At 60.5% G+C, this 23781-nt stretch carries 19 protein-coding genes and 2 pseudogenes; 15 read left to right on the plus strand and 6 right to left on the minus strand.

Going from position 1 to position 23781, the window contains the following annotated elements; all coding sequences use genetic code 11:
• Positions 1–12 precede the first annotated feature (12 nt).
• Positions 13–360, plus strand: coding sequence for a DUF6867 family protein (locus tag FJ548_RS16555; protein WP_140778418.1), 348 nt, complete (start codon positions 13–15; stop codon positions 358–360).
• A 137-nt stretch (positions 361–497) separates the two neighbouring features.
• Positions 498–1613: a branched-chain amino acid ABC transporter substrate-binding protein gene (locus FJ548_RS16560; protein ID WP_140697459.1), complete on the plus strand. Its 1116-nt coding sequence runs from the start codon at positions 498–500 to the stop codon at positions 1611–1613.
• A gap of 5 nt (positions 1614–1618) precedes the next feature.
• Here FJ548_RS16560 and FJ548_RS29860 read toward each other — a convergent pair whose 3' ends face one another.
• Positions 1619–1756 carry a hypothetical protein gene (locus FJ548_RS29860; RefSeq protein ID WP_181168815.1) on the minus strand — a complete coding sequence of 46 codons (138 nt, stop codon included), beginning with the start codon at positions 1754–1756 and terminating at the stop codon, positions 1619–1621.
• Positions 1757–1907: 151 nt separating this feature from the next.
• On the opposite strand from FJ548_RS29860, the gene pyc reads away from it, so the two are divergent.
• From pyc to FJ548_RS30475, 4 genes and pseudogenes are all read left to right on the plus strand, one after another.
• Positions 1908–5366 carry a pyruvate carboxylase gene (gene pyc / locus FJ548_RS16565; RefSeq protein WP_140778419.1) on the plus strand — a complete coding sequence of 1153 codons (3459 nt, stop codon included), beginning with the start codon at positions 1908–1910 and terminating at the stop codon, positions 5364–5366.
• Positions 5367–5527: 161 nt separating this feature from the next.
• Positions 5528–5683, plus strand: a pseudogene (locus FJ548_RS16570) (GapR family DNA-binding domain-containing protein); the annotation flags it as partial.
• 97 nt (positions 5684–5780) lie between these two features.
• A complete protein-coding gene (locus FJ548_RS16575) occupies positions 5781–6041 on the plus strand; it encodes a DUF2312 domain-containing protein (RefSeq protein ID WP_140697465.1) in 261 nt (86 codons plus the stop codon).
• A 107-nt stretch (positions 6042–6148) separates the two neighbouring features.
• Positions 6149–6343, plus strand: a pseudogene (locus FJ548_RS30475) (IS630 family transposase); the annotation flags it as partial.
• A gap of 237 nt (positions 6344–6580) precedes the next feature.
• Here FJ548_RS30475 and FJ548_RS16580 read toward each other — a convergent pair.
• Positions 6581–6892 (minus strand): helix-turn-helix transcriptional regulator, encoded by a 312-nt coding sequence (locus FJ548_RS16580; RefSeq protein WP_246678686.1) that lies wholly within the window; start codon positions 6890–6892, stop codon positions 6581–6583.
• 174 nt (positions 6893–7066) lie between these two features.
• Between FJ548_RS16580 and FJ548_RS16585 the strand changes: the two genes are divergently transcribed.
• From FJ548_RS16585 to FJ548_RS16610, 6 genes are all read left to right on the plus strand, one after another.
• Positions 7067–7396, plus strand: coding sequence for a DUF6634 family protein (locus FJ548_RS16585; RefSeq protein WP_140778420.1), 330 nt, complete (start codon positions 7067–7069; stop codon positions 7394–7396).
• A gap of 183 nt (positions 7397–7579) precedes the next feature.
• Positions 7580–8416 carry a metallophosphoesterase gene (locus tag FJ548_RS16590; protein WP_140778421.1) on the plus strand — a complete coding sequence of 279 codons (837 nt, stop codon included), beginning with the start codon at positions 7580–7582 and terminating at the stop codon, positions 8414–8416.
• A complete protein-coding gene (locus tag FJ548_RS16595) occupies positions 8413–10614 on the plus strand; it encodes an AAA family ATPase (protein WP_140778422.1) in 2202 nt (733 codons plus the stop codon). The genes FJ548_RS16590 and FJ548_RS16595 overlap by 4 nt, the downstream gene beginning before the upstream one ends.
• 138 nt (positions 10615–10752) lie before the next feature.
• Entirely contained in the window at positions 10753–11517 is a 765-nt protein-coding gene (locus FJ548_RS16600; RefSeq protein WP_140778423.1) for a metallophosphoesterase, read from the plus strand.
• 256 nt (positions 11518–11773) lie between these two features.
• On the plus strand, positions 11774–12442 hold the full coding sequence (locus FJ548_RS16605) for a hypothetical protein (protein ID WP_140778424.1): 669 nt from the start codon (positions 11774–11776) through the stop codon (positions 12440–12442).
• Positions 12443–12630: 188 nt separating this feature from the next.
• Positions 12631–13398, plus strand: a complete 768-nt coding sequence (locus FJ548_RS16610) for a hypothetical protein (protein WP_140778425.1) — start codon at positions 12631–12633, stop codon at positions 13396–13398.
• 364 nt (positions 13399–13762) lie between these two features.
• Here FJ548_RS16610 and FJ548_RS16615 read toward each other — a convergent pair whose 3' ends face one another.
• From FJ548_RS16615 to dcm, 4 genes are all read right to left on the minus strand, one after another.
• Positions 13763–14143, minus strand: a complete 381-nt coding sequence (locus tag FJ548_RS16615; RefSeq protein WP_181168816.1) for a type II toxin-antitoxin system RelE/ParE family toxin — start codon at positions 14141–14143, stop codon at positions 13763–13765.
• Complete coding sequence (locus tag FJ548_RS16620) at positions 14136–14444, minus strand: type II toxin-antitoxin system ParD family antitoxin (RefSeq protein WP_140778427.1); 309 nt, start codon at positions 14442–14444, stop codon at positions 14136–14138. The genes FJ548_RS16615 and FJ548_RS16620 overlap by 8 nt, the downstream gene beginning before the upstream one ends.
• A 137-nt stretch (positions 14445–14581) precedes the next feature.
• Positions 14582–14980, minus strand: coding sequence for a transposase (locus tag FJ548_RS16625; RefSeq protein WP_140778428.1), 399 nt, complete (start codon positions 14978–14980; stop codon positions 14582–14584).
• Positions 14981–15541: 561 nt separating this feature from the next.
• A complete protein-coding gene (gene dcm, locus FJ548_RS16630; RefSeq protein WP_181168817.1) occupies positions 15542–16954 on the minus strand; it encodes a DNA (cytosine-5-)-methyltransferase in 1413 nt (470 codons plus the stop codon).
• 254 nt (positions 16955–17208) lie between these two features.
• Between dcm and FJ548_RS16635 the strand changes: the two genes are divergently transcribed.
• Genes FJ548_RS16635 through FJ548_RS16645 form a run of 3 tightly spaced genes read left to right on the plus strand, consistent with a single transcriptional unit; the run spans position 17209 to position 22934 of the window.
• A complete protein-coding gene (locus tag FJ548_RS16635; RefSeq protein WP_140778430.1) occupies positions 17209–18672 on the plus strand; it encodes a phage integrase family protein in 1464 nt (487 codons plus the stop codon).
• Positions 18673–18717: 45 nt separating this feature from the next.
• Positions 18718–22149 carry a VPA1269 family protein gene (locus FJ548_RS16640; RefSeq protein WP_140778431.1) on the plus strand — a complete coding sequence of 1144 codons (3432 nt, stop codon included), beginning with the start codon at positions 18718–18720 and terminating at the stop codon, positions 22147–22149.
• The gene (locus FJ548_RS16645; protein WP_140778432.1) at positions 22146–22934 is read left to right on the plus strand and encodes a hypothetical protein; all 789 of its coding nucleotides are present in this window, start codon (positions 22146–22148) and stop codon (positions 22932–22934) included. Before FJ548_RS16640 ends, FJ548_RS16645 begins: the two co-directional genes overlap by 4 nt.
• Positions 22935–23781: the final 847 nt, after the last annotated feature.

Here is a 23781-nt window from a genome sequence, read left to right on the forward strand (position 1 = left end):
GGAGTCTCCACCATGCAAGGCATTCTCTACGAGGAACCGTCGATCTGGCAGTTCTTCTTCGTCACCTGCCTGCTCGGCGGCTGGGCGGCCTGGATGACGGGCAAGGCCAGCGCCCAGACATGGCGCAGCTTCATCCAGCTGTGCGCCTACCTGCTGGGCCTCGGCATCGGCATCCGCTTCATCCATCACGCGCTGTTCGACGGCACCATGTTCTCGCTGCATTACTATATCGTCGACACCATCGTGCTGATGATACTGGGCTTCATCGGCTATCAATACACACGAACCAACCAGATGGTGACACAATATAATTGGCTCTACGAAAGAGCTTCTATCTTGAGCTGGAAACCGAAAGGTTGAGGTTCATCATTAACGCCGCTTCAGGGATGAATCGGCGTGACAAGTGCCTGAAAATCGGCAAACTATGCTTTCTGCGATAAGGGTGGGCATCGCATGAAAGCTTCATTCACGCCCACTCCGTTAATGGGAGCGTTTCAATGAAAAAGTCACTATTGTCCGCCGTCGCCCTGACCGCGCTGGTCGCGTTCGGCGGCAACGCGTGGGCTGATGTAATGTTCGGCGTCGCCGGTCCGATCACCGGTCCGAACGCGGCCTTCGGCGCGCAGTTGCAGAAGGGCGCAGAGGCCGCTGTCGCCGCGATCAACGCCAAGGGCGGCATCAACGGCGAGCAGATCAAGCTCGAAGTCGGCGACGACGTCTCGGATCCGAAGCAGGGAATCTCGGTCGCCAACAAGTTCGTCGGCGACGGCGTCAAGTTCGTGATCGGTCACTTCAACTCGGGCGTGTCGATCCCGGCCTCGGAAGTCTACGCCGAAAACAATATCGTTGAAATCACGCCGGCCGCGACCAACCCGAAGTTCACCGAGCGCGGTCTGTGGAACGTGTTCCGCACCTGCGGACGCGACGACCAGCAAGGCAGCATCGCCGGCGCCTACATCGCCGCGAATTTCAAGGATGCCAAAGTCGCTATCGTGCACGACAAGACCCCTTACGGCCAGGGCCTCGCCGATGAAACCAAGAAGGCGATGAACGCCGCTGGCGTCAAGGAAGTGATGTATGAAGGCGTCAATGTCGGCGACAAGGACTTCTCGGCGCTCATCGCCAAGATGAAGGAAGCCGGCGTCACCCTGATCTATTGGGGCGGCCTGCACACCGAAGCCGGCCTGATCATCCGCCAGTCCGCGGACCAGGGCCTCAAGGCACCGATGATGTCGGGTGACGGCATCGTGACGGACGAACTCGCCGCGATCGCGGGCGACGCCGTCGCCGGCACGCTCAACACGTTCGGGCCCGACCCACGGCTGATCCCGGCCAACAAGGAACTCGTCGAGAAGTTCCGCGCGCAGGGCTTCGAGCCGGAAGCCTACACGCTCTACGCCTATGCCGCCGTGCAGGTTGTCGCCGAGGCGGCCGCCGCCGCCAAGACCAACGACCCGCAGGCCGTTGCCAAGGCGATGCATGAGAACGGCCCGTTCCCCACGGTTCTGGGCGATCTCGCCTATGATGCCAAGGGCGACCCCAAGCTGCCGGGCTACATCATGTACGAGTGGAAGAAGAAGGACGACGGGAAGTATTCCTGGTTCCCGAAATAAGCCGCTCAGGCAGGTTTGACATCAGTGATGCCCGGCGCTTCGCGCCGGGCATTTTTCTTTGGCGCGTTCCGGCGGCGGATGGCCTTCTTTGCCAGCTCCTCCCAGCCGGGAAAGATCGCATCCAGGATCGAAATTGTCGCCATTGTTCCGTCCGTTCGAACGAATGCGTGCGAGTGTTGGCCGGATAATCCATTTAAATCGGTTTAAATGAGCGTCGATTTTGTTTGCACTGCAGCATTTTCACGCTAATCATTGCGCCGATTTCTCTTCCCTTCCGCTACTGGAGCCCAGTCCTTGGCAATCACGAAGATCCTCGTCGCCAACCGGTCAGAAATCGCCATCCGCGTCTTTCGCGCGGCCAACGAACTGGGCCTCAAAACCGTGGCGATCTGGGCCGAGGAAGACAAATATTCGTTGCACCGCTTCAAGGCCGACGAAAGCTATCAGGTCGGACGCGGCCCACATCTGAACAAGGACATGGGGCCGATCGAAAGTTACCTGTCGATCGAGGAAGTGATCCGCGTCGCCAGGCTTTCGGGCGCCGATGCCATCCATCCGGGCTACGGGCTTCTGTCCGAAAGCCCCGAATTCGCCGAAGCCTGCGCGCAAGCGGGCATCACCTTCATCGGCCCGAAGCCGGACACGATGCGCCGCCTCGGCAACAAGGTCGCGGCGCGTAACCTCGCCATCGAGGTCGGCGTACCGGTGATCCCTGCCACCGATCCGTTGCCGGACGACATGGAGGCGGTCAAGAAACTGGCCAAGGAGATTGGCTATCCCGTGATGCTGAAGGCCTCGTGGGGCGGCGGCGGACGCGGCATGCGCGCTATCCGCTCCGAGGCCGATCTTGCCCGCGAGGTCACGGAGGGCAAGCGCGAGGCGAAGGCCGCCTTCGGCAAGGACGAGGTCTATCTTGAAAAGCTGATCGAGCGCGCGCGCCACGTCGAGGTGCAGGTGCTTGGCGACACCCATGGCAACGTCGTGCACCTGTTCGAGCGCGACTGCTCGATCCAGCGCCGCAACCAGAAAGTGGTCGAGCGGGCGCCGGCGCCATACCTTGAAATGTCGCAGCGGGAGGAGCTCTGCGGACATGCGCTGAAGATCGCGCGCGAGACCAGCTATATCGGCGCCGGCACGGTCGAGTTCCTGCAGGACGCCGATACCGGAAGGTTCTATTTCATCGAGGTCAATCCGCGTATCCAGGTCGAGCATACCGTCACCGAGCAGGTGACCGGCATCGACATCGTCAAAGCCCAAATCCACATTCTTGACGGTTTCGCCATCGGCACGCCTGAATCGGGTGTCCCGGCACAGAGGGATATAAGGCTGAACGGCCATGCCTTGCAGTGCCGCATCACCACCGAGGATCCCGAGCACAATTTCATTCCGGACTACGGCCGCATTACCGCCTATCGCGGCGCCACCGGCTTCGGCATCCGGCTGGATGGCGGCACCGCCTATTCCGGCGCGGTCATCACCCGGTTCTACGATCCGCTGCTGGAGAAGGTGACGGCATGGGCGCCGACGCCGGCCGAGACCATCGCGCGAATGAACCGCGCGCTGCGCGAGTTCCGTATCCGCGGCGTCGCCACCAATCTCACCTTCCTCGAAGCCATCATCAACCACCCGAGCTTCGCCGATAATTCCTATACGACGAAGTTCATCGACACGACGCCGGAGCTGTTCCAGCAGGTCAAGCGCCAGGACCGCGCAACCAAGCTGCTCAATTATCTGGCCGACGTCAGCGTCAATGGCCATCCCGAGACACGCGGCCGGCCGATGCCGAAGGCCGATGCGGCCGCACCCGTCGTGCCCTATCTCAACGGCAACGTGCCCGGCGGCAGCAAGCAGAAGCTCGATGTGCTCGGCCCGGAGAAATTCGCAGTCTGGATGCGCGAGCAGAAGGAAGTGCTGGTCACCGACACGACGATGCGCGACGGCCACCAGTCGCTGCTCGCGACCCGCGTGCGCACGCATGACATTGCCGGCATCGCCGGCACCTATGCGCGCGCCCTGCCGCGGCTTCTGTCGCTCGAATGCTGGGGCGGCGCGACCTTCGATGTCGCCATGCGCTTCCTTACCGAGGACCCGTGGGAGCGGTTGTCGCGAGTGCGCGAGGCAGCCCCCAATCTGTTGCTGCAGATGTTGCTGCGCGGCGCCAACGGCGTCGGCTACACCAATTATCCCGACAATGTCGTGCAGCATTTCGTCAAGCAGGCAGCTGCCGGCGGCATCGACCTGTTCCGCGTCTTCGACTGCCTGAACTGGGTCGAAAACATGCGGGTCGCCATGGACGCTGTCGGCGCCGAGGGCAAGCTGATCGAAGCAGCGATGTGCTACACCGGTGACATTCTCGATCCCGCGCGCGCCAAATACGACCTGAAATATTATGTCGGTCTGGCCAGCGAATTGCAGGCCGCCGGCGCTCATATCATTGCGGTCAAAGACATGGCCGGCCTATTGAAGCCGGCGGCCGCCCGCGTGCTGTTCAAGGCGCTGCGCGAGGCGACCGACCTGCCGATCCATTTCCATACCCACGACACGTCAGGCCTGTCGGCGGCAACCGTGCTGGCAGCGGTGGAGAGCGGCGTCGACGCAATAGATGCGGCGATGGATGCCTTCTCCGGCAATACGTCGCAGCCTTGCCTGGGGTCGATCGTCGAGGCGTTGAAGGGCACCGAGCGCGACCCGGGCCTCGACCCGCAATGGATCCGCAAAATCTCGTTCTACTGGGAAGCGGTGCGCAACCAGTATGCCGCCTTCGAAAGCGACCTGAAAGGGCCGGCTTCGGAAGTCTATTTGCATGAAATGCCGGGCGGGCAATTCACCAATCTCAAGGAGCAGGCGCGCTCGCTCGGGCTGGAGACACGCTGGCACGAGGTGGCGCAGGCCTATCACGACGTCAATCTGATGTTCGGTGACATCGTCAAGGTGACGCCGTCGTCCAAGGTGGTCGGCGACATGGCGCTGATGATGGTCAGCCAGGACCTGACCGTCGCCGATGTCGAGAACCCGGCCAGGGACATCGCCTTCCCGGACTCGGTTGTCTCGATGCTGCGTGGCGATCTTGGCCAGTCCCCGGGAGGCTGGCCGCCAGCCTTGCAGAAGAAGGCGCTGAAGGGCGACAAGCCGATCACCGTGCGTCCCGGTTCGCTGTTGAAGCCGGCCAATCTCAAGGCCAGCCGCAAGGAGATCGAGGACAAGCTGGAGCGCAAGCTCTCGGAACACGAATTCGCTTCGTGGCTGATATATCCGAAGGTGTTTTCCGACTTCGTCGCCGCGCAGGAAACCTATGGTCCGGTCAGCGTTCTGCCGACGCCGACCTACTTTTACGGCATGAAGCCGGAAGACGAGATCTTCGTCGACATCGAGAAGGGCAAGACGCTGGTGGTGCGCTGCCTGGCCATCGGCGATGTCGACGAGAAGGGGATGGTCACCGTGTTCTTCGAACTCAACGGCCAACCGCGGCGTGTGAAGGTGCCCGACCGTGCGCATGGCGCTTCCGCGGCCAAGGCGCGCCGCAAGGCAGAGCCCGGCAACGAGGCGCATGTCGGTGCGCCGATGCCGGGGGTGGTCTCCGCACTTTCGGTTGCCGCCGGTCAGGCGGTGAAGGCCGGCGATGTGCTGCTCTCCATCGAGGCGATGAAGATGGAGACGGCGCTGCATGCCGAACGCGACGGCACGGTCGCCGAGGTTCTGGTGAAGGCCGGTGATCAGATCGATGCGAAGGATCTGCTCATAGCTTTCAATTAGCCAGGCATTCTTGGTGTGGATGGCTGTCGGCTTCTGGCGGCAGCCTCACGGCTCGCTCGATAACAGCTTGACCCGCCGGCCCCGGTCGGGCATCGAACCGCTGAAATTCGCCGCGGCACGTTTCCCGAGTCGCGGCGCGGAATCGATTTTTGGAGAAAAACATGGCCGACGATATTACCGAGACCAGCCAGACTGTTGCCGCCGGCCAGCTGCGTGCCTTCATCGAGCGCATCGAGCGGCTCGAGGAAGAAAAGAAGACGATCTCCGATGATATCAAGGAAGTGTTCGCCGAGGCCAAGGGCACCGGCTTCCAGTCCCCCCTAAAGCTTGTCGCCTAGAAACGAATTCAATCACTTAAGTGGACGACATCTTGTCGATCTAGACGACACGCCGACGATCCAGGAAGGATATCCAATGGCAGACGAAGTTACCGAGACCAGCCAGACCGTAGCCGCCGGGCAGCTGCGCGCCATCATTGAACGCATCGAGCGTCTCGAGGAAGAAAAGAAGACCATCGCAGACGACATCAAGGACGTGTACGCGGAAGCGAAGGGGACTGGTTTTGACGTGGCGGCCGTTAGGCAGCTCGTCCGGCTCCGCAAGAAGGATCAGGCCGAGCGCCAGGAAGAGGAAGCGATCCTCGATCTGTATAAGGCCGCGCTCGGAATGGTGTAAGTTCCACTGATCTGTGGAGCGATCTTGTCGCGCACATTCTGTGCGGCGTAGGGTTCTCACAGCTGCTGGTTTGCAGTTCAAGACGCTGGTTGGGCGGAGGCCAGCGTCTGAAGGCGCGAGCCCTATAGAATGATCTTCGGGAACTTGACGTTGAGGGCGCCGGCGAGGGCTGCCGTGTGGCAGCATCTCGCTTTTTCGCAACGGTTTCCTCGGCGGTGAACTGGTCGCGGCGTTACCGTTCCACAGGGTCGGTGGTGCCTGGCAAGATGGGTGGCCACCGCAACCAAGTTCTGGAACCGCCTTGAGCGTCCATCGTGGAGAGATCAATCGGACCTGCAACGGCTGAAAGAGGATTGGCCGTGCCTGGACATCGGGCATCCCTCGAGGGATCGGGGCGGGCGATCACAGCGAAGGTGATGGTGGCGGAGCCGAGGTGCTCGATAGCGTACAATGGACGATGAGCGTCAGCGATTTTGCCTGCCTTCAGTGTCGATCACAACCTCGGCGTCTTGGTGAACCGAGCGATGGGCTGTCCATAGCTACAACAGCTTTTCCCTGCGCAACGCGACGCCTGGGCCGCGCTCCGGAGTTGAAGGAAGAAACTCGACGCCTTCCTTCTCGAAGGCGAGCCGAAGTTTTTCAACTGCATCGAGTGCGATTCCTTTTCCGCCTGACTCAATACGAACGACCGTCCTGCGGCTCACGCCTGCGCGCTCGGCCACTTGCTCCTGGCTGAGGTTCACGAGCGCCCGCGCTGCACGCAGCGCCCGCAGAGTGTCAGAAATTGAATCCATGGACCAGAAAACGGGCCCGCGATTTATTTTGTCAACAATTGTCGCGTGGAGCGACATTGTTGTGGACCTATCATAACGAATCATGCACAAAAAGTGACATTGAGCGATGGAGCTGCGAATCGACTGGACGCGGATCGAATCCTTCGTTCCCTAGGACTTGCAGGTCTGACGGCGTTGGGAAGCAGGATAGGAGAGCCAACCGTGTACTATTTTGGAAACAAGAATGGCGATGTGGACTACGACGGCATCAGACGAGAAATCGAAAGGCTAGAGAAGCTTGTCGTCGACCTCTGGCTGGTGGCCTCGCCGTTCGACTGCCGCCGCCTGTTTAGCGAGAAGACGTTGTCAGACGCTCCGCTTCTGGAGGACTGGCGACAGGCTGTCCGCCCCGTGCCTTGCCTAGTCGGCTTCTCGACCGGGCACCCGCTTCTGCCCGGCTGCGAGCGACCGATCGTGACCTCTGATATCTGGCTTTTCTCCGAAGAGCTGCGCCTCGCCCGATCGACATCGCGTTGGTACCGCCTCGGGAATCCTTTCCGCGACATGTCGAAGGACAACTGAGATGACATGCCCGTCCCAGGAGGGGAGCTCGGTCTCCCATCTCTCCGTTGCCTTTGCTCGCCCCGCAGCGAGCGGCACGCGTGGCGAGCGGGAATCCGGCAGACAAGGATTCAAGCCTTTGCACTGCCCGGCGCAGCTCGAGAGGGAGGGGCGTTCGGGCGGCAGAGATGACTGGGGACGGACATGAAACTCTGGATTTGGTCTGACCTCCATCTCGAGATGCAGAATCCTACCTTTGTGGATAGGGCACCTGAGGCCGATGTCATCGTCTGTGCGGGCGACCTCTGTGTTGCCGACGAACTAGGCGATTACACTCGTTGCCTTATCGAGCGGTACGGACTGCCGATGATCTTCGTGCCTGGCAATCACGAGTTCTACAGCAATCGTGCAGTATGGCCGCCGCGAACGAAACCTTCCGACCATCTTCTGATGAAGGAGGCGGCCGAGGCATCGCAATCCTGGCGGAACCGGCTTTACGTCCTGGACGACGACATCTTGGAACTCGGCGGCGTGCGATTTGTCGGAGGTACTTTGTGGACCGACTTCATGATGGACCTGAAGGACGACGAGCATTTTGTCTGGCGGATGCAGTCTGCGCCTTCGCAGCTCGCCGACTTCTCCAGAATAAGGCTCGGCGAAGGCAGGCGGCTGATGCCCAGCGATATGATTGACTTCCATCGGCTGACGCGCGGATTCATCGAACGCCAGCTGGCGATCCCGTTTGACGGCAAGACGGTGGTCGTCACGCACCACCTTCCGCATCCGGACTGCACGCCCGTCGTCTATCGGGATAGGGAAACCAACTATCTCTTCGCCTGCGGCAGGGGAGCGTTCGATCACATCCTCAGTTCCGATGCGGCGCCTTCCCTCTGGATATGCGGGCACACGCATCATCCCAGCGATATCCAGATCGGCCGGACCCGCATCGTATGCAATCCGATGGGCTACCGGAGCATTCCCTCCGAGCTTCGCAATGGCTTCGTCTGGGATCTCGTGTTCGACACGGAGGCACTCCCATGAAGACGCAACCGCCCGGCAGGCACGCGAACGCCATCAAGAACGACCTCCTCGCGCGAGCGTACCTCGACATCCTGGCCCGCGAGGACGGCGTGCATTCCAAGTCGATGTTGCGTGCGGGTTCCGGCGACCCGTCCGATCCCGTCGAGATGCTTCTCGATGACCTGATGGACACCCCCGCCGAAGGACGAGTCTCCATCAGGCCCGACTTGGCGGCCGTGGCGGTGCTGACCGCGCGCGCAATCGAAACGGAGTCCGGCCTGACACGAATCCTGCGGCGTGGCACGCCGGTCATCAGCATCGCCACCCATACGCCGGACCGGGTCGACGCGGTCCAGAGGGTCATCACTGCTTGCGCTCTTCCCTCGGATCGCATCGTCTCGACCAGCGACCGCCAATTCCGGGTCGGAAGGGACGAGGCGCTTATCATTGCCCGCGACGGGACGGAAAAGGGCCACAAGCCGGACACCGGCAACGAAGCGATCGCGAGTGCCCTTCACGCGCGCTCGACCATCATCGGCATTGCGCCTGAGCCGCGCCGTCAGCTGCCGCGCGACCTGATCCGCTCGGCCGAATACCATCTGATCCTGCCGGAAATCGATGAGAGCGCCTTGTCACTTGTTGTTGAGGCAGTCACAGGCAAGCGTCCGACGCGCTCTGTCGACCTGACCACCGTCCGCCTGCTCGATATCGCCGATCTGGTTCTGGCGCTGAGACCTGACCGCAGCCCAGAAGAGTGCATCTCCAGACTCGAGGAGCTCATTGCACGCAAGGGCGAATTCCATTCCGATGGTCCGGCATTGGAAGAACTAGACGGCTACGGCGAAGCCAAGGATTGGGGGCTCGAACTGGCCGCCGACTTCGCCGACTACAAGGCAGGCCGCATCAGCTGGGACGAGGTCGACAACCGGGGGCTTCTGCTGTCAGGCCCTCCCGGTGTCGGCAAGACCAGCTATGCCCGGGCGCTCGCCAAGTCGGCCCGGGTGCCGCTGGTCGCAACCAGCGTCGCCGATTGGAATTCGGCGAGCTATCTGTCGGGCACGCTGCAGGCCATCAAGGATGTCTTTGCCCGCGCGCGAAAGCTGTCGCCATCGATCCTCTTTATCGATGAGCTCGATGGCATATCCGACCGGGCGCAACTGCGTGGCGACTACGTCGAGTATTGGAGCCAGATCGTCAATCTTTTCCTCGAGCTGTTGCAAGGGATCGACGAGCGGCCAGGTGTGGTCGTCATCGGTGCAACGAACCATCCCGACTCGATCGATCCGGCGGTCAGGCGAGCAGGACGGCTTGATCGTGAGATCGCCATCGAAAAGCCCGACGCAAGGATCCTTGCCAGGATATTCCGTTTTCACCTTGGCGATCAGTTGCCCGATGCCGATCTGATGCCTGCGGCGCTTGCCGCTCGCGGTGCGACCGGAGCCGATGTCGAGGCCTATGTCAGGCGGGCACGCGGCGCTGCGCGGCGCGCTCGCCGCCCGCTAAGGCTTGACGACCTCCTCGCCGAGGTCCGCTCGAAGAGAGAGCCGCCGTCCGAGGAAGACCGCCGCCGCCTTGCCGTCCACGAAGCGGGCCACGCCGTCATCGCCACGGTGCTCGGCGGAATGAAAGTTGCCGGAGTAACGATCGGCGACCGTGACGGAGTCACCGAGATCGTCAGGGTTGACGGCAGCATTTCCCCCGAACGCTGCCATGAGGTGATGATAATGCTGTTGGCCGGCCGCGCCGCGGAGGAACTGGTGATCGGAAGCCCTTCGGGTGGCGCGGGCGGAGTTCCAGGATCCGATTTATCGCGGGCGACAGACCTCGGGAAGGACATGGAACTCCGACTGGGGTTCGGGGAACTTGGCCCCGTCTTCCTGCCGGAAGGAGCACACGACACGCTGACAGTCATACCGGGCCTGCTGGGCAGCGTTCGCAAGCGTCTCGATCGCGCCATGTCGGATGCGACAGAATTGCTGGGAAAGAACCGGGCGGCGCTCGACGAGGTCGCCGACAGGCTGACAGCGTCAGGCTACCTTTCCGCCGCCGAAATCGCCGAACTCGTCGGTGCCGCGAACCGACCGGGCGACGGCGACGATCCCGCGAGGGAACCCGAAGACAAGCTGAGTGCCTCGCGCGGGACCGTGCGGGAACAAATCGAAACCAGTTTGGCCGACCGAACGCCAGCGAAGACGGGAACGGGAGAGCGTAGAACGTGAGGTCCGTTCCGGCGATGCCGGGCAGGAAGCCGGAGAGCGCTTCGCCTAGGCGTGGCGGAGCGAAAGCTTGAAACCGCCTACTCCGTCAGGATTACCTCAAATCCGCAAGCGTGCGTCATCAACCAAGGATTCGATCTCATGAGGATCTGGCTGCTGTCCGACTTGCACCTCGAATACACCGACCTTCGCCAGCCGCTCAAGATTCCCGAGGCCGACGTCTTCGTGGTGGCCGGCGATCTTTGCCGAGCTCCAGCGAACGGTGTCCATTGGCTCGCCAAGCACATCCCGCAAGATATGCCCTGCGTATACGTCGCTGGAAACCATGAGCACTATCGGGGCTCAATCAAGGAGGGACTTGAGGACGGGCGAGCCGCGGCGGCCCAGTTCGCAAATATTCATTTTCTCGAGAACGACTCGGTCATCATCCAAGGTGTCCGCTTCATCGGGTCCACTCTTTGGACAGACTACCGTATCGAAGGCTCTCCGGAATTAGCTATGCATTACGCGCGCGAACGCATGAATGACCATCGCCAGATTGCGGAGCAGCGAAATCCGTGGAAACGTTTCCTTCCTCAGACCGCTTACCGGACGCACCAGGATTCAAGGCGCTTTGTCGAAAGCGCCCTGAAATCCGATCCCATTACCACCGTAGTTGTCACACACCACTTGCCACATCGGGGTTCCATTCCGGCTCGGTTCGCAGGCGACCTGCTCAACGCGGCCTACGCATCGGATCTGTCCTCCATCATCGAGCAGCGCCAGCCAACCCTGTGGGTTCATGGGCATACCCATGACAGTTGTGATTATCGCGTCGGAAGCACCCGGATCGTGTGCAATCCGCGGGGATATGACGATGAGAACGGAACGTTCAATCCTCAGCTTGTGGTTCGGATTAGTACTTAGCCTATCAGCATTTGTCTTTCAGTCGGCGGCTCTACCCATCAAACGGCAGCAGGAGCTTTCAACTAGAAGAACCGCTTGGTCCATACTTCAGCTTGACAAGAATCAAATCGTTCGCGCCCGATGCGCCGAATTGATCCCCGACGAGGGTCCAGTGCATGCGTCGGCAGCTCAGGCCGCTGACCCGTGTCGAATATAACCCGGTTGTCCTTGGTCAATTCGTCTTGTTTTCCCTTGTCACTGTCCTTATCAAAAGCCCATGTCTGACGAACTTCTTCATAATATGGTTGAATTGGTGGAGCGCCACTACAGTTCCACCGAGGAGCCGCTGCCCCTTGCCAAGCTGGGCCAGCTTCTTGGTTCGTTGCGCCAGCCGCTGCTTAACGCTTATGGAAGGCTGTCCGACGCTGTCGATGCCGCCGGCGGGGACCGAGTGCAACTGGTCGGCCGTGGCCAGCCGGGCCGAGTGACCGTAGTCACGCCATTGGTCAGAGAGGCAGTGGAGAAGCAGCTGGCAGAAGCGGGATCTGCGGGCAGTTCGTCGTTTGACCGACTTCCTGCTCCTATTAAGATCGCTTTCTGCGTACGCACCAAGCCTGGAGAGCGCGTAGCAGTCCGGACTGCAGCCCCCATGCACTACACTCTGCTCCAGCCAGACGAGGCGGTTCCGTCGGTTTACACCTTGATAGATGCCAAGTATCGCAAGCCAGGGCTGAAACTGGAGACTGCCTCGGTTGCGGAAAAAGCGGATCTATGGCGGGCTTATCTGGACTGGGCAGATGCGGCCGAATTCGATGCCGGATTGCTCGCCTCTAAAAAGCGGTCGGCCAACGCTTTAGAACGGCTCCTTGCCGCTCAGCCCGCTGACATCGTCGACAGGATGAACTTGCCGGCCGACATCGTAGCACTGCTTCTTCGCCACAGTTGACTATGTCGAGAGGAAGGCGGCCGATTGGTGCGGCCACACCCCAGCCATTGGCGATAATCGCCGGACTTCCCGCCCCGAACAACGGAGCGGTTGCCGCAGCGATTTCCCGAGCCTTTCCGAGATGGAAGGTCATCTGTGAGCCTTTCCCGCGCGAGCCAAAGCCGACCTATTCGGACAGAGGAGCGATATTGAATCTCGTGCGGAAAGTGTCTTCATTTGCGGAGGAGAACGGCGGGCTAGTTCCGCCGCGTCCTGGCCAGCTTGTCCTTTTGTTTGTCAGGGATGGTGGCTTTGAGGTCCTCTTGGATACCTTTGGATTGTCCACGTTTGCGGTGCCGCTTGATGTCGCCGACTGGCACTGGCCCAAAGGCAAACATTGGCGCAGCGATCCAGATGCCGTTGGAGAATTGGTGCGAGCAACGCTCAACGACTTCGAGCGCGGTAGGCTGTTGGATTTCCGCCTGAGGATGGAGCGGCAATCCAGCGACGATCCATTGCTGCTGCCGGCGAGGAACTTCCGGATGCCGGACTCAACGAGCCTTTTCCCCCGGCTGCGCGGTGCCCATGCTGAAGGGGCGCTGCTCGACTTGGACGTTGCCGATATCACCATCGACACGTTCACCGGGACAGATCTGCCGACGTTCTTTCGAAAGACAGGCGAAGTGCGCAAGGAGTTCTGTGTCGACAGGCGCGGGCTGGTGTTCGCCACGTCACGTCGTGGACAACACGGACCCGCGCGGGTCATCAATTCAGGAGAGCTCACGGGGCTCGCGGATTTTCGGCAGCTCCTCGAAGGCTGCTATCGCTTCGGCACACCGCTGCGCGAGGGTTTTCAGCACGACGTGCAATGGCGCAAAGACCGGAATCTGGAGAACGAGGTTTTCATGAATATTGACAATGAGGTGGCCGTCACAGGCTCTCATGCCAATATTTTCGCCAATGATAGAGTCAGATGAAAAAGGGCGGACATAGCCGTCCGCCCTTCATAGGATGGGATATCTTCTTCTGCCAGCCGGTCGGTTGTGCAAGACAAACGTGCCACTCCAAATTGGCTTTCACCAACCGGAAAGACAGGCCTAGAATGGCCGTCGGCTCAGGCTTCCAACGAAGCCCTGCGGCGCAAGCCGCGGATTAGGATACTCCCAGAATCATTTCAGCCGCCCACAGCGGTTCTCACACAATATGGGATATCGAACTCTCGCAAGCAACCAAATTCTCGGCATTCGGTAGCAAACGCCACCAATAGGCATCCACGCATTTGAATTAACTGGAAAAATGCAGCAACCAAACGATGTGGCTCGTCGGCTAGAATCTCCAGCCTTATTCGTTCTCGCGATCGGCGTTTAATAGACGACGGAGGGCTCGTTTGAGCAGCATGTTGTCATGAATGAACCCCAGGATGTCGATGATGCCATCTTTCGCGATGCGAAAGATGAGGATGTGTCTGGGATCACCAACCTGACCAGGCGGATCTGGAACGTGTTTGCGACTGTGACGGATGTGATAGATGCCCACTTCTCCAGAAGCGAGACGCTTTCGAAAGATTGTTTTTTGACGGGGATGACCTGCAACGTCATCCATCGCCGCGACGAGGAGAGCGGCATACCGCTCTCTTGCCAGTTCGCCGAAGTTCTGCTCACTCCAGTCCAAGATTTCGTCAATTTGTGCTTCTGCAGGGGTCGAAAGGCGGTATTTAGCCATACTTCGGACCGCTAGCATGGGTCTTGCGGGCAACCGCGCGCGCGTTCAACCGCTCTAGCAATGCCTGAGATGCATCTTTACCATCGACCAGGGTGAAGTCCCCGTTCTCGATAGCGGAAATGCCCTCCGCCGCTATCCTCTCGATTACAGCAAGACTGGCCTTTTCGGCCGCAAGCTCATCCTCGTAACGCCTGAGTGCCTCCCGCACCACTTCGCTCGCATTCTGGTGACGGCCGGAAACGACCTCCCTATCGACAAAGTCACTCAAATGGTTCGTGAGACTGAAATTCCTGCCGCTCATGGCTATCTTCTTTGTGGCTAGAGTATCAAACTTTGATATCTAGCTGCAAATATCAAGACGGTAGCTCTATCTCCCCCTTCCCGATCGACCCCCGCAGGCTTAGGGAAAAGGCCGCCGCGCACCGGCGGCCCGCCTCGTTACGCTTCTTTGATCTTCAGCGACAGGACCCAGGCGGTCTTGTACTGCACGCCGAGCTCGCGGGAGAGGTGCAGCGCGGCCATGCCCTTCACCGCGTTCACGGACATCCAGATCGCCGCCAGCATCTTCCAGAAGCTGAGCTTGTGGAAGGCGAACACGGTGCCGGAGGTGACGGAGAACTCGCGGCGGCAGCCGGAGCACTTGAACGCGCGCCTGCGGAGCGCGTAGCAGTCGAGAATGCCGCAATGCGGGCAGACGGGCTCGCCCCGGGTTTTAGGCCGGCGGAACTGACGAAAGATCGCGTAGGCTTCCTCCTCGTCAATCTGGACGAGCTGCTTGATCGGCATGTCCCGGCATTCCGGGGACATCAGGAAGTGCTGGCCGTCCTGGTATTTCACACCTCCGCGCCTCAGCGTCGTGATCGACGTGGACGAAATCCCAAGGCTCCGGACGTTCCAGAATCTTCGGGGTCAGGCGAGGCGTGGGGGAATTAGAGGCGCGAGTGTTCACTCTCGTTAACCCACGAATAAGAAACCGATCGACTCCGGCGGGCAGATCCGCTAGGGCGCGCCTCATGTTCAGGCGGATACGCATACGGCGCTGATTTCGACGGCCTCCCAAGGCTGCCGCATCGCCACGCGTATCGACGACTGCCAGCCCTGGAGCCTGAACATTCTCTTGGCCTTCAATTCCTCTGGTACCCCCATCTCGCCCCCTGAAATCCTGCTTTCAGAGGTACCAGATCAAGGATTAAACTTCTGGTGGCGGTTGCTACCGAATAGCGCAAATTCTCCCATTCGATCGAAATGTTGGTTAACCGCAAAGTAGGGATCTGATTTCCGCGGAAGCTTCCTTTCGTGGATTCTGCCGCTGCCAGACGCTTAATTTTACCTAGTTTGATAACGAATTTTGATGGATAGCCTTGGTGAATTGAGGCCGCCGATATGGCGAATGCTTTGTCAGCTGCCTGCTTGCTCCTGCCACTCTCGGAACTGTCTGAGCGCCCGCCTGATTTCTGACCGCTTCCCTCCCGGGAGACCTTCTTGCTCGAATGCCGCCTCCAGGGCGTGAGCCTCCGCACCCCGGCACTGAAGGTCCCGGCCGCCGAGAAGCTCGCGGGCTCGCTTGACCCGCCATTTCACGTTAGCCATCATTTGAGGGGACATACCTCTCTTTTTTGCGAGCCACTGACCGAAGTTTCCGGGTACGTCCGGGTAGCTCTCTCCCCGTTCCCTTCGCAGGATTTCCTTTCCGAGCGCCGCGGCCATCGGTGCCGGTACGGCATTCGCGATCATCTGGTCGATGTCCCTGCTCAAGCATCCGCTCCAATCCCAGTCGACAGGAAATCCCTGGATGAGCGACGTGTCCCTCTGCGTGAGGATGTAGGCCGACATCGCGGGAGTGGGGTCGTCCGGATGCGGACACGCGATATAGCTGGAACGCGGCCGCTCGCGGGAAGTCCGGACGATCGAGGGAGCCGGCTCGTCCAGCGAGTAGACACCACGCGCGTCATGGTACGGTCGGAAGTAGAGGCCGGTCACCTCGTTGCTTGGGGAGGAAGTCGCGGAGGCCGCGACCATCTCATAGTTGGAGTCGTTGGGATGAGGTTCATAGGTCGCGGGTTGCGGCCGCCTGGCATTCCGGATCGTAGGGCTCGGACTATCGACCGACCACACACCCCGGCGGCCGGGGGTGCGGGGATGATTATAGACGTGATCGCCGAGGCGATCGTCGAATACAGCTCTCAAGGACATCGGCTCCGGCGCGGCTGCGTGCTGGATCGAACCGAGCAAAAAACCGTCTCGCTCCCCGCGACATCCTACCACGATCAAGCGCTGCCTTTTCTGAGGCACGCCGTATCGAGCTGCGTTCACAACCAGCTGGGTCAGGCCATATCCTGCGTTCTTAAGCATCTCGCGGGCATCGGCCCATGCGCTTGAATTCCGCGCGCGCTGAACGTTCTCCATCATGAACCATGCAGGGGCCGCCGCGCAGACATAGAGCGCGAAGGTTCGGGTGTGGTTCGCGCGTTCGCCTTCGACCCTCGCACCCGCCGGAGAGAAATCTTGGCAAGGCGGCCCGCCGACGATCATGTCTGGCCGGAGCTTGCAAATCTCGGGCGCGATCGAGGCCACGTTTCCGAGGTCCGCGACGACCGCGTGATAACCCAGATTCCGGTTATAGACATCGACCGCACATTGCATGTGGTCGTAAGCCCGTACCAGTTCGAACCCGGCTCGCCGGAGCCCGAGGCCCATGCCTCCAGCTCCGGCATATAGTTCCACTACCCTCAGTCGGCGCTGTCCGATTTCCGGCTCGGCCGACTCCGTTGCCGAGCTCGCGCCGTCGAGCACGGCGGCATCTAAAAACATCACAATTCCAAACCCCATATTCCTGCGGCGGGGTTTGGCGTCGGATGGTTAAGAATTCCTGACTCCGAATCCCGATCGTCGGTGATGTCGGAAATTCGCCCCCGGTCCCTTGCTAGCCGCGGTGCCAGGATTCCCGTCGCGGGTCATCGAACCGGGTAGGGTCGGAGCGGCATAAGGATTTTTTTACGTCGTTCGCCGGTGCTTCCTTAAGTCCTGGCGTCCTACCGCTCCCGATACGGAAACGGACGCAGGCCATGAACGAATTCGACATCGACGACGAAGGACCGGGATACGTCGTCTTCGATATGCCCGTCTCCGTTTACCGGGACGTTTATGCAGGCAAGGCGCGTACCAAGCCCGAAAGGGCGCTGCATCCAATCCTGGCGATCAGGTTCGCAAACGGGGAGGTCGTCGTGCCTGGCGAGACCCTCGCGTGGGTCAGGAACATGATCAAAGCCTACGTTCCGGCCGCCGACATCCGGCGCAAGCTGAATGCCGTGGGAAGGCTCCACGAATTCGCCCAGCTGACGGTCGGCGAGCGATTGGAACTGGACGGCATGGTCGACGACGTGGTCTGGGCGTATCTCCGCGCGAGGGCCGAAAACCCCCTGGACCCGTCGCAGCGGCTGTTCACGCATTGGCAGCCTGTCCGATTGGCATGGGTTCAAACCGAATTCCGCGACCTTCTGGAATTCGCCAAGTCCTGCGAAGGCTACCTCGGCCAGGCTTCCGTCATGGGCTCGGCCTTCAAGACGTCGTCCGACGTTTGGGTGACGATGAAGCGCTCGCCCAAGCCCGACGATTTCCTGGCACATCTCCAAGTGGACCGGGAGCGCTGGAGCCTGATCCTGGGAGACGACATCGTGCCGGCGCCGCCTTCGGCCCTGAGGCGCATAGCCGTTCACGCGAACGTTCCCAAGAACGGCAACGACACCACCCTCTCCCAGGAGGCGATAGACACCCTCATCGACCACGAACGAAATTTTATGTTCAAGGCGCTTTGGATCCTTCTGGCGTATGTCGGCCCCCGGATATCGGAACCCCTGAACATGTGGTTCTGCGACTTCCTGAGTCCGACTGACGCAAGCAGGTTCTTTCGTACGAACCTCGTCGGCCCCGTTCCCATCTTCGCCGACCCTTGGGACTCCAAGTACGTCGGATATTTCGACTCAAGGCGCGCGATCCAAACGCGCACCGATTACCTCGGCAAATACGGACTCAAGCCGCGCCCGGGCAGCCCGGACAGAAGACACAGCCCGGGCTGGAAGGGCATGATGACCTTCAACCCCAAGTGGCTAATCGCTCACGGCGTGTGGACCTGCCGGAAACGCGCGGCGGAGTTCGCGGACCTCCTAGACCAAATCCGGGAATTCCATGCCGAAATAGCCGTCACGAAGGGCTCGCACCCGTACCTGTTCGTTAACGCGAAAAACCGCGAGTTCCTAGGAGAGCCGCTGCAGCTTCCGAACGTCGAGAAGGCGTTTGGGCGCGCGTGCGACCGGGTGGGCATCGACCCGGATACGCCTGGAGCGTCGCTGCACGGAACGCGTCATTACTACAAATGGTACGCCCGACACGAACTCGGGCTCGACGAAGAAATCGTGCAACTCATGCTCAGGCACGTCAGCCTGGCTAGCCAGCGGCAATACGGAAAGAACGCGACGGACATTTACGACGCGATGAACAAAGTCAATGCCCGCACCGCGGATCGCGCCTGAGTCAGAATCATCTCTAGCCGACAATGATAAAGAGGGGACCGAACGATGAATCTCGAATTTCGCAACGATGACAATCTCGCCTGCTCCGACAAGGAGCCAGGCAGCTATTTCAACAGCTCCGACCGAATCGTGCTTCTTCGAATGCCCAATGCCGAAGAGCTGAAACGGCTCTGGGACGAGTTCGATAGGGAACTAAGGTCCGGACTGAAGGACCTTCTAATCAGGCCGTACGGGCACGTGGTCCAGCAGTTTGGCAAGCTGGGTTTCAGCACAGGCAATGCCGCCGACCGTAAGGACCAGCTTTTCGGCATGCTGACGCATAACGGCGAGAAGACCGTCCATTTCAGAAAGCCCGCTCTCTTCAGGGCCGCAGCGGCGCTCGACCTCATTCCCGACCAGAAGCCCAATGGCCAGCCCCGACAGCGCATGAAGCGCGGGGATGGCCATATCCTGGACGAGGTTCTCGCGATGCCGCGCACTGCCCAGAAGGCGATCATCGAAGCGATCGTCGACGACCATCAGAATATCGACGAATGGATGCTCGTTACTCAAGGCAGCGAGATCGGCTGGGAGAATCTTCGAAGCCGCGTTCACGGAGCCACCGACACGGCGGCTTTCCTTGAGGAACTGGCTGCCGATACGGATCGCGCCATGGGAGAGCGGGATAACCGCGTGGTCAGGCATGCCGATCCGAACGAGAAGGTCCGGTTTGCCCCAAGGTGGTTCTCCCAGTTCCTTGCGCAACGCAAGATATGGGTTTGGCCGGCCAGGTACGTGTCGACGATAGTCCACCTGTATCCCGCGAGGTTCATCCCGCTGGTCGCAAGAATGTCGGTCGCGGCCGAGCACCGGGATCTGGCAGATGCCGTTTTCCGCTACCATCAGGGAAAGCGGAACACCGGGTCGGCCGTGTCGCTGCAGGCGTTTGCGACCGCAGCCCTGTGTGGAAACACGTTCGAGACGAGCCGCGGGTCCTTCAACTGGTATCCGATGGCCGCGTTCAAGGAGAAGATTCCGAGCCTGAGCTCGGCCGACTCTCTGTCGTCATCGCTTAACGCAGTCTACAAGATCGCGGTCGAATACTCGGGAGAAAGCGTCAAGAACCGCTCCGAGGCCCATTTCTTCATCAACGGGGCGCGTCTCGCGAAGGTCGGCGTGGACGCTTTCAACTGGACCCTGAACCCGACCCGGTTCAATACGCAGCTGGCGTCCAAGATGCTGGAGCGGCCCGTGACCGTCGTTCCCACGCATGTGAAATTGTGGGCTGCGCAATTGCGGGAGCTGCTGCCCGAGTTCGGCAACAAGGCCGTCACCGTCGTCGAAAACGCCCTCGATCTCTGGCTGATCTTCTTGATGACGCTCGAGCCCGAGGAGGCGCCCAAGGACTTCCAGTCCATCTCCCGCATGGACCACGTTCACGACTTGAGCGGCGAGAACACCTCGACTTTCTGGGACTTTCTGAGCGCGTATTACAAAGGCAAACCCGCCGACCTCCCCAATCGCGCGATCACCAAGATGCGCCATGCCTTCGAGCTCGCCGCGCGGCGGGGCCGCTTCAAGGCGGGGAACCCCTTCGACACGAAGCAGGACCGCATCGGCGGCGGCTACGGGAAGCGGGCTGATGTCACGTCCCGGAAACCGTTGGAACCCGAAGCCTGGGAACTGATCGTCCGGAAAAACCGGGAAGGCGACTATGCCTTTGCGCGCAGCCTCGGACCCACGCGGTGCCACCACACCCTCAGGAACCCGGATACGGGCGAGTACGAGAACGTTTTCTGGCCGGCCGAAGCGATCGTGGTCGATATTTTGCTGAATTCCGGGATGCGCCACAAAAGCGGCAGATGGGTCGACAGCGGAGAAGGCGACGAGAAGGTCCCTGACCGCGAGAACATGACGATGGTCGACAACCCGCATCCGGCGGCGAAGTTGGGCCGCAAGGATTGCTTCCTTCAGCTCGTCGACCTGTCTGGCAAGAAATCCCGTAGAATCATCGGCCAGAGAGTCATCAGCAACAAGACCGGGAAGCCTTACACCATTCCGTGGACCGACGCCGGGATCGTCAACGCATACTACCGGATGCTCGCCCTGCAGACGAAATACAACCCGATCCATGCGCCCGTTAAGGAGATCAAGGACAAGACCCGGGAACTCACCCGCCTCAATCCAGAGCTCTTTCCAGACATCTTTCCGCTGTTTCGCGATCCGGACAACGAACAGAACATGGCGATAAGCGAAAATAAGGTCATGCGGTATTGGAAGGACCTGCTTCACCATTGCCAGGATGATGTCAACCAGCTTCTCGGCTACGAATATCCTCTGATCAGCGGCAACGACCTGATTTTTGACTTGCATTCCTTGCGCGTCACCATGGTGTCGAATTTGCTCGAAGCCGGGGTCAGCCTTGAGGTCGTCCGCGACCTGGTCGGGCACGCTACGGCCATGATGACGTGGTACTACAACGGGTTGCGTAGCGCGAAGCTGAACGTCACCGTGCAGGCCGCCATGGAATCGCGCAGCGCGGCGCACGACAGGCTGGCGGCCAAGGACAAGGATGCCATCGAGGAGTATGCGAACGAAGCCGTCGTTCCGGAATTCGTCGACCATCACGTAGGCATTCGAATGCTTCGGGAATACGGAAAACGCCAGAATCTTTCGCCGTTCGAGATCTTCCTGCACGGCATCTGTCCCGGCGGCTCCTGCTCGACAGGCGGCGAGAAGGGATCGGGCGAGCGGTTCCTCCCGGTCTGGCGCGAACGCGCGTGTTCGGGGTGCCGCTACCGCGTCACCGGGCCGAAGTTCCTGCCGGGTATCCAGAACCGTATCAACAATCTTTTCGCCGAGCTGCGGCTAGCCGAGCTGCGGGCCCGTGAAATCAGCCGGGCGATCGAGGAGAAGGAATTGGAGACGGGCAAGGAAGACCACGCCTTGCGCAGCATTCAGCGTTCGGAAAGCGGCTTCAAGAACAGGCTGAGCGACGAGCTGGGAAAAGAGCTGAGGGTACAGAAGGCAGTGCAGCAAGTCCGTGAGGCGGCATTGGCGGAGGGCGGCTCGGCGGACAACCTGCTGCTTCCTGTCACGCCCGAGTTCGACCCCGCCGCCCTCGGCTACGGTTTGGACCAGGTACATGAGTTCGAGCTGTTCTGGACGCTGGTAAAAGAAACCAGGCTGCTGCCGGCATCGATAGTCGAGACGGCGCAGGGGGTGGAGGCTCATATGAAGAAGCTCATGAAAACGGTGTTGCGCGCAAACAATCTCGCCGAACTTACGGCATCGTTCTCCGATCGCCAAGAGACAGACAGTTATCTTCAGATCGGCGGTGTTTTGCTAGAGCGCTATCCAGACCCGAATGATTTTCAGCGCCTCGTCGATGGAGCGGTGAAGCTCGACGAGGACGCGTTGGAAGACATCCGGAAGGAAGTCCGCGCGGTCATCGCCAGCATGCCGAAGGCCGTCCCGCAGATCGAGTTTGCGGCATGACCCAGTCAGCGGAAACCGAGAGCGTAACCGCCGACTCGTTGATGGCGCGGCTGCAGCGGGAAGCGAGGCAGACGGGCGATCCCCGTCCGGTAGCGACGCTGGCCCGCGTTGTCGAGGCATGCGACGACATCCTGTCCGGAGGGGCCGCCCGCCGCGCGAGGGCCGCGAAGGAGGATCCGAAGATGTTCGATCCTGACTTCGTGAAGCTGAACCCACGCGTTATCGGGCTATATATCCGATTCCGCGCCAGGCTGGAGAAAGGTCCGACCGACTGGTCTGGGCCGCACCCCTCGACAATCCGTGGCTGGAAGGAACTGGCTCAGTATGTCCAACTGCGAGCTGCTGAAGCCACTCGGCCGGGCAGGCCGAAAAGGCCTTCACCAAGTTCCCGGAAAACCGACGAGATCATCGACGGCATCGAAAACATGCATGATCGCGCTCAGCTTCGGGAAGCGGTCGCTAGGGGTCGCGAGACGAAGCGGCAGCTGGACATCATGGTCGCCGCGCTGCGGAGGTACCCGGAAATCGATATCGATTCTCTTCAGGAAGGTCGACCATTCGCCACGAAGGTCCAAGGACCACAGGCCCAATCAGCCGTCGGGCCCGATGACGTGAAGCTGATACGGAGGCTGGTGGCTCGGCTGTGCGACAACGACCAGCTCGATGAATTCGACCTGATTTTTCGGAGCGGCCGTGTGAAGAGGGAAGGCGGGCTGGATTTGGTCCTCCCGGAGGAGATAAGCCTTCTGGAGCGGCTGGCCGGCCTGGAAGAGTCGACTGCATAACCTCACAGGCCGAAGCGAAAAGGAGCCCATCCGATCTCCGGCACGTTGTCACGTTGTCCCGATTCGTCGAGGCTAGCGATGGGACTCTCTTCGGAGAAGCGTACAAGCTCGGCGGGGTCGGCACGGCAGGATTCCGACACCGAACTTGGTCAAGGTGAGCCGCGCATCATTGGAATGTACGTGCGGTCCCGCGCCGCTTGGAAAAAGGGCGAGTAAGTAATGGCTAGGTCAGTCGCCGCGACCATTCGTGGCGAGAGGGACTTGATGACATGTCTCAAGCTTCGCGATGCCGAGGCAACCGTCCGGGCAAGCCCAAAAGGCCGACGAAGATTTGAGCCCCGATTGGACGGCGAGCCGCGAAGCCTCGCCTTCGAGTTGCAAGCGGAGGGGTAGGAGGGAGTCCAGTCGCTCCGTCATCGCCGACCAGAGCGTGCTTCGGAAGAGGTATAAAGGCATCGGCATAAAGTTGGCGCGCATGCCCGCGGAAGGGCAGGGCCAAGACCAATTAATCATAACCTGTGCGATAACCGGAGTTCCGGTTATCGCACAGGTCAGCAAACCACTTACGTTGGATGCCTCCGGCGGAACCCTCTCGATCAATCGCTCGCGGCCGTCGCTGCCCTTCCATGAGAATGACACCCGGCCATCCTGTCGTCTTGCCGGAATTGCTTGAATAACCGCCTCTTTTCATCCTCCAGAATTTAGCGTCCAGAGCTTTGCCGAAAAGGCCAGCGCTCTTGAGCCATCGAGCCGATTTCGTCTCGCCGCGACAGGCCGTGAACTTCAAGCAAACGATTGCCTGCAGCCAAGGCCTGAATTGCGTTCATTAATCTCAATACCAGATTGC

The sequence above is a fragment of the Mesorhizobium sp. B2-4-17 genome (genome assembly GCF_006441275.1).
GTDB lineage: Bacteria > Pseudomonadota > Alphaproteobacteria > Rhizobiales > Rhizobiaceae > Mesorhizobium.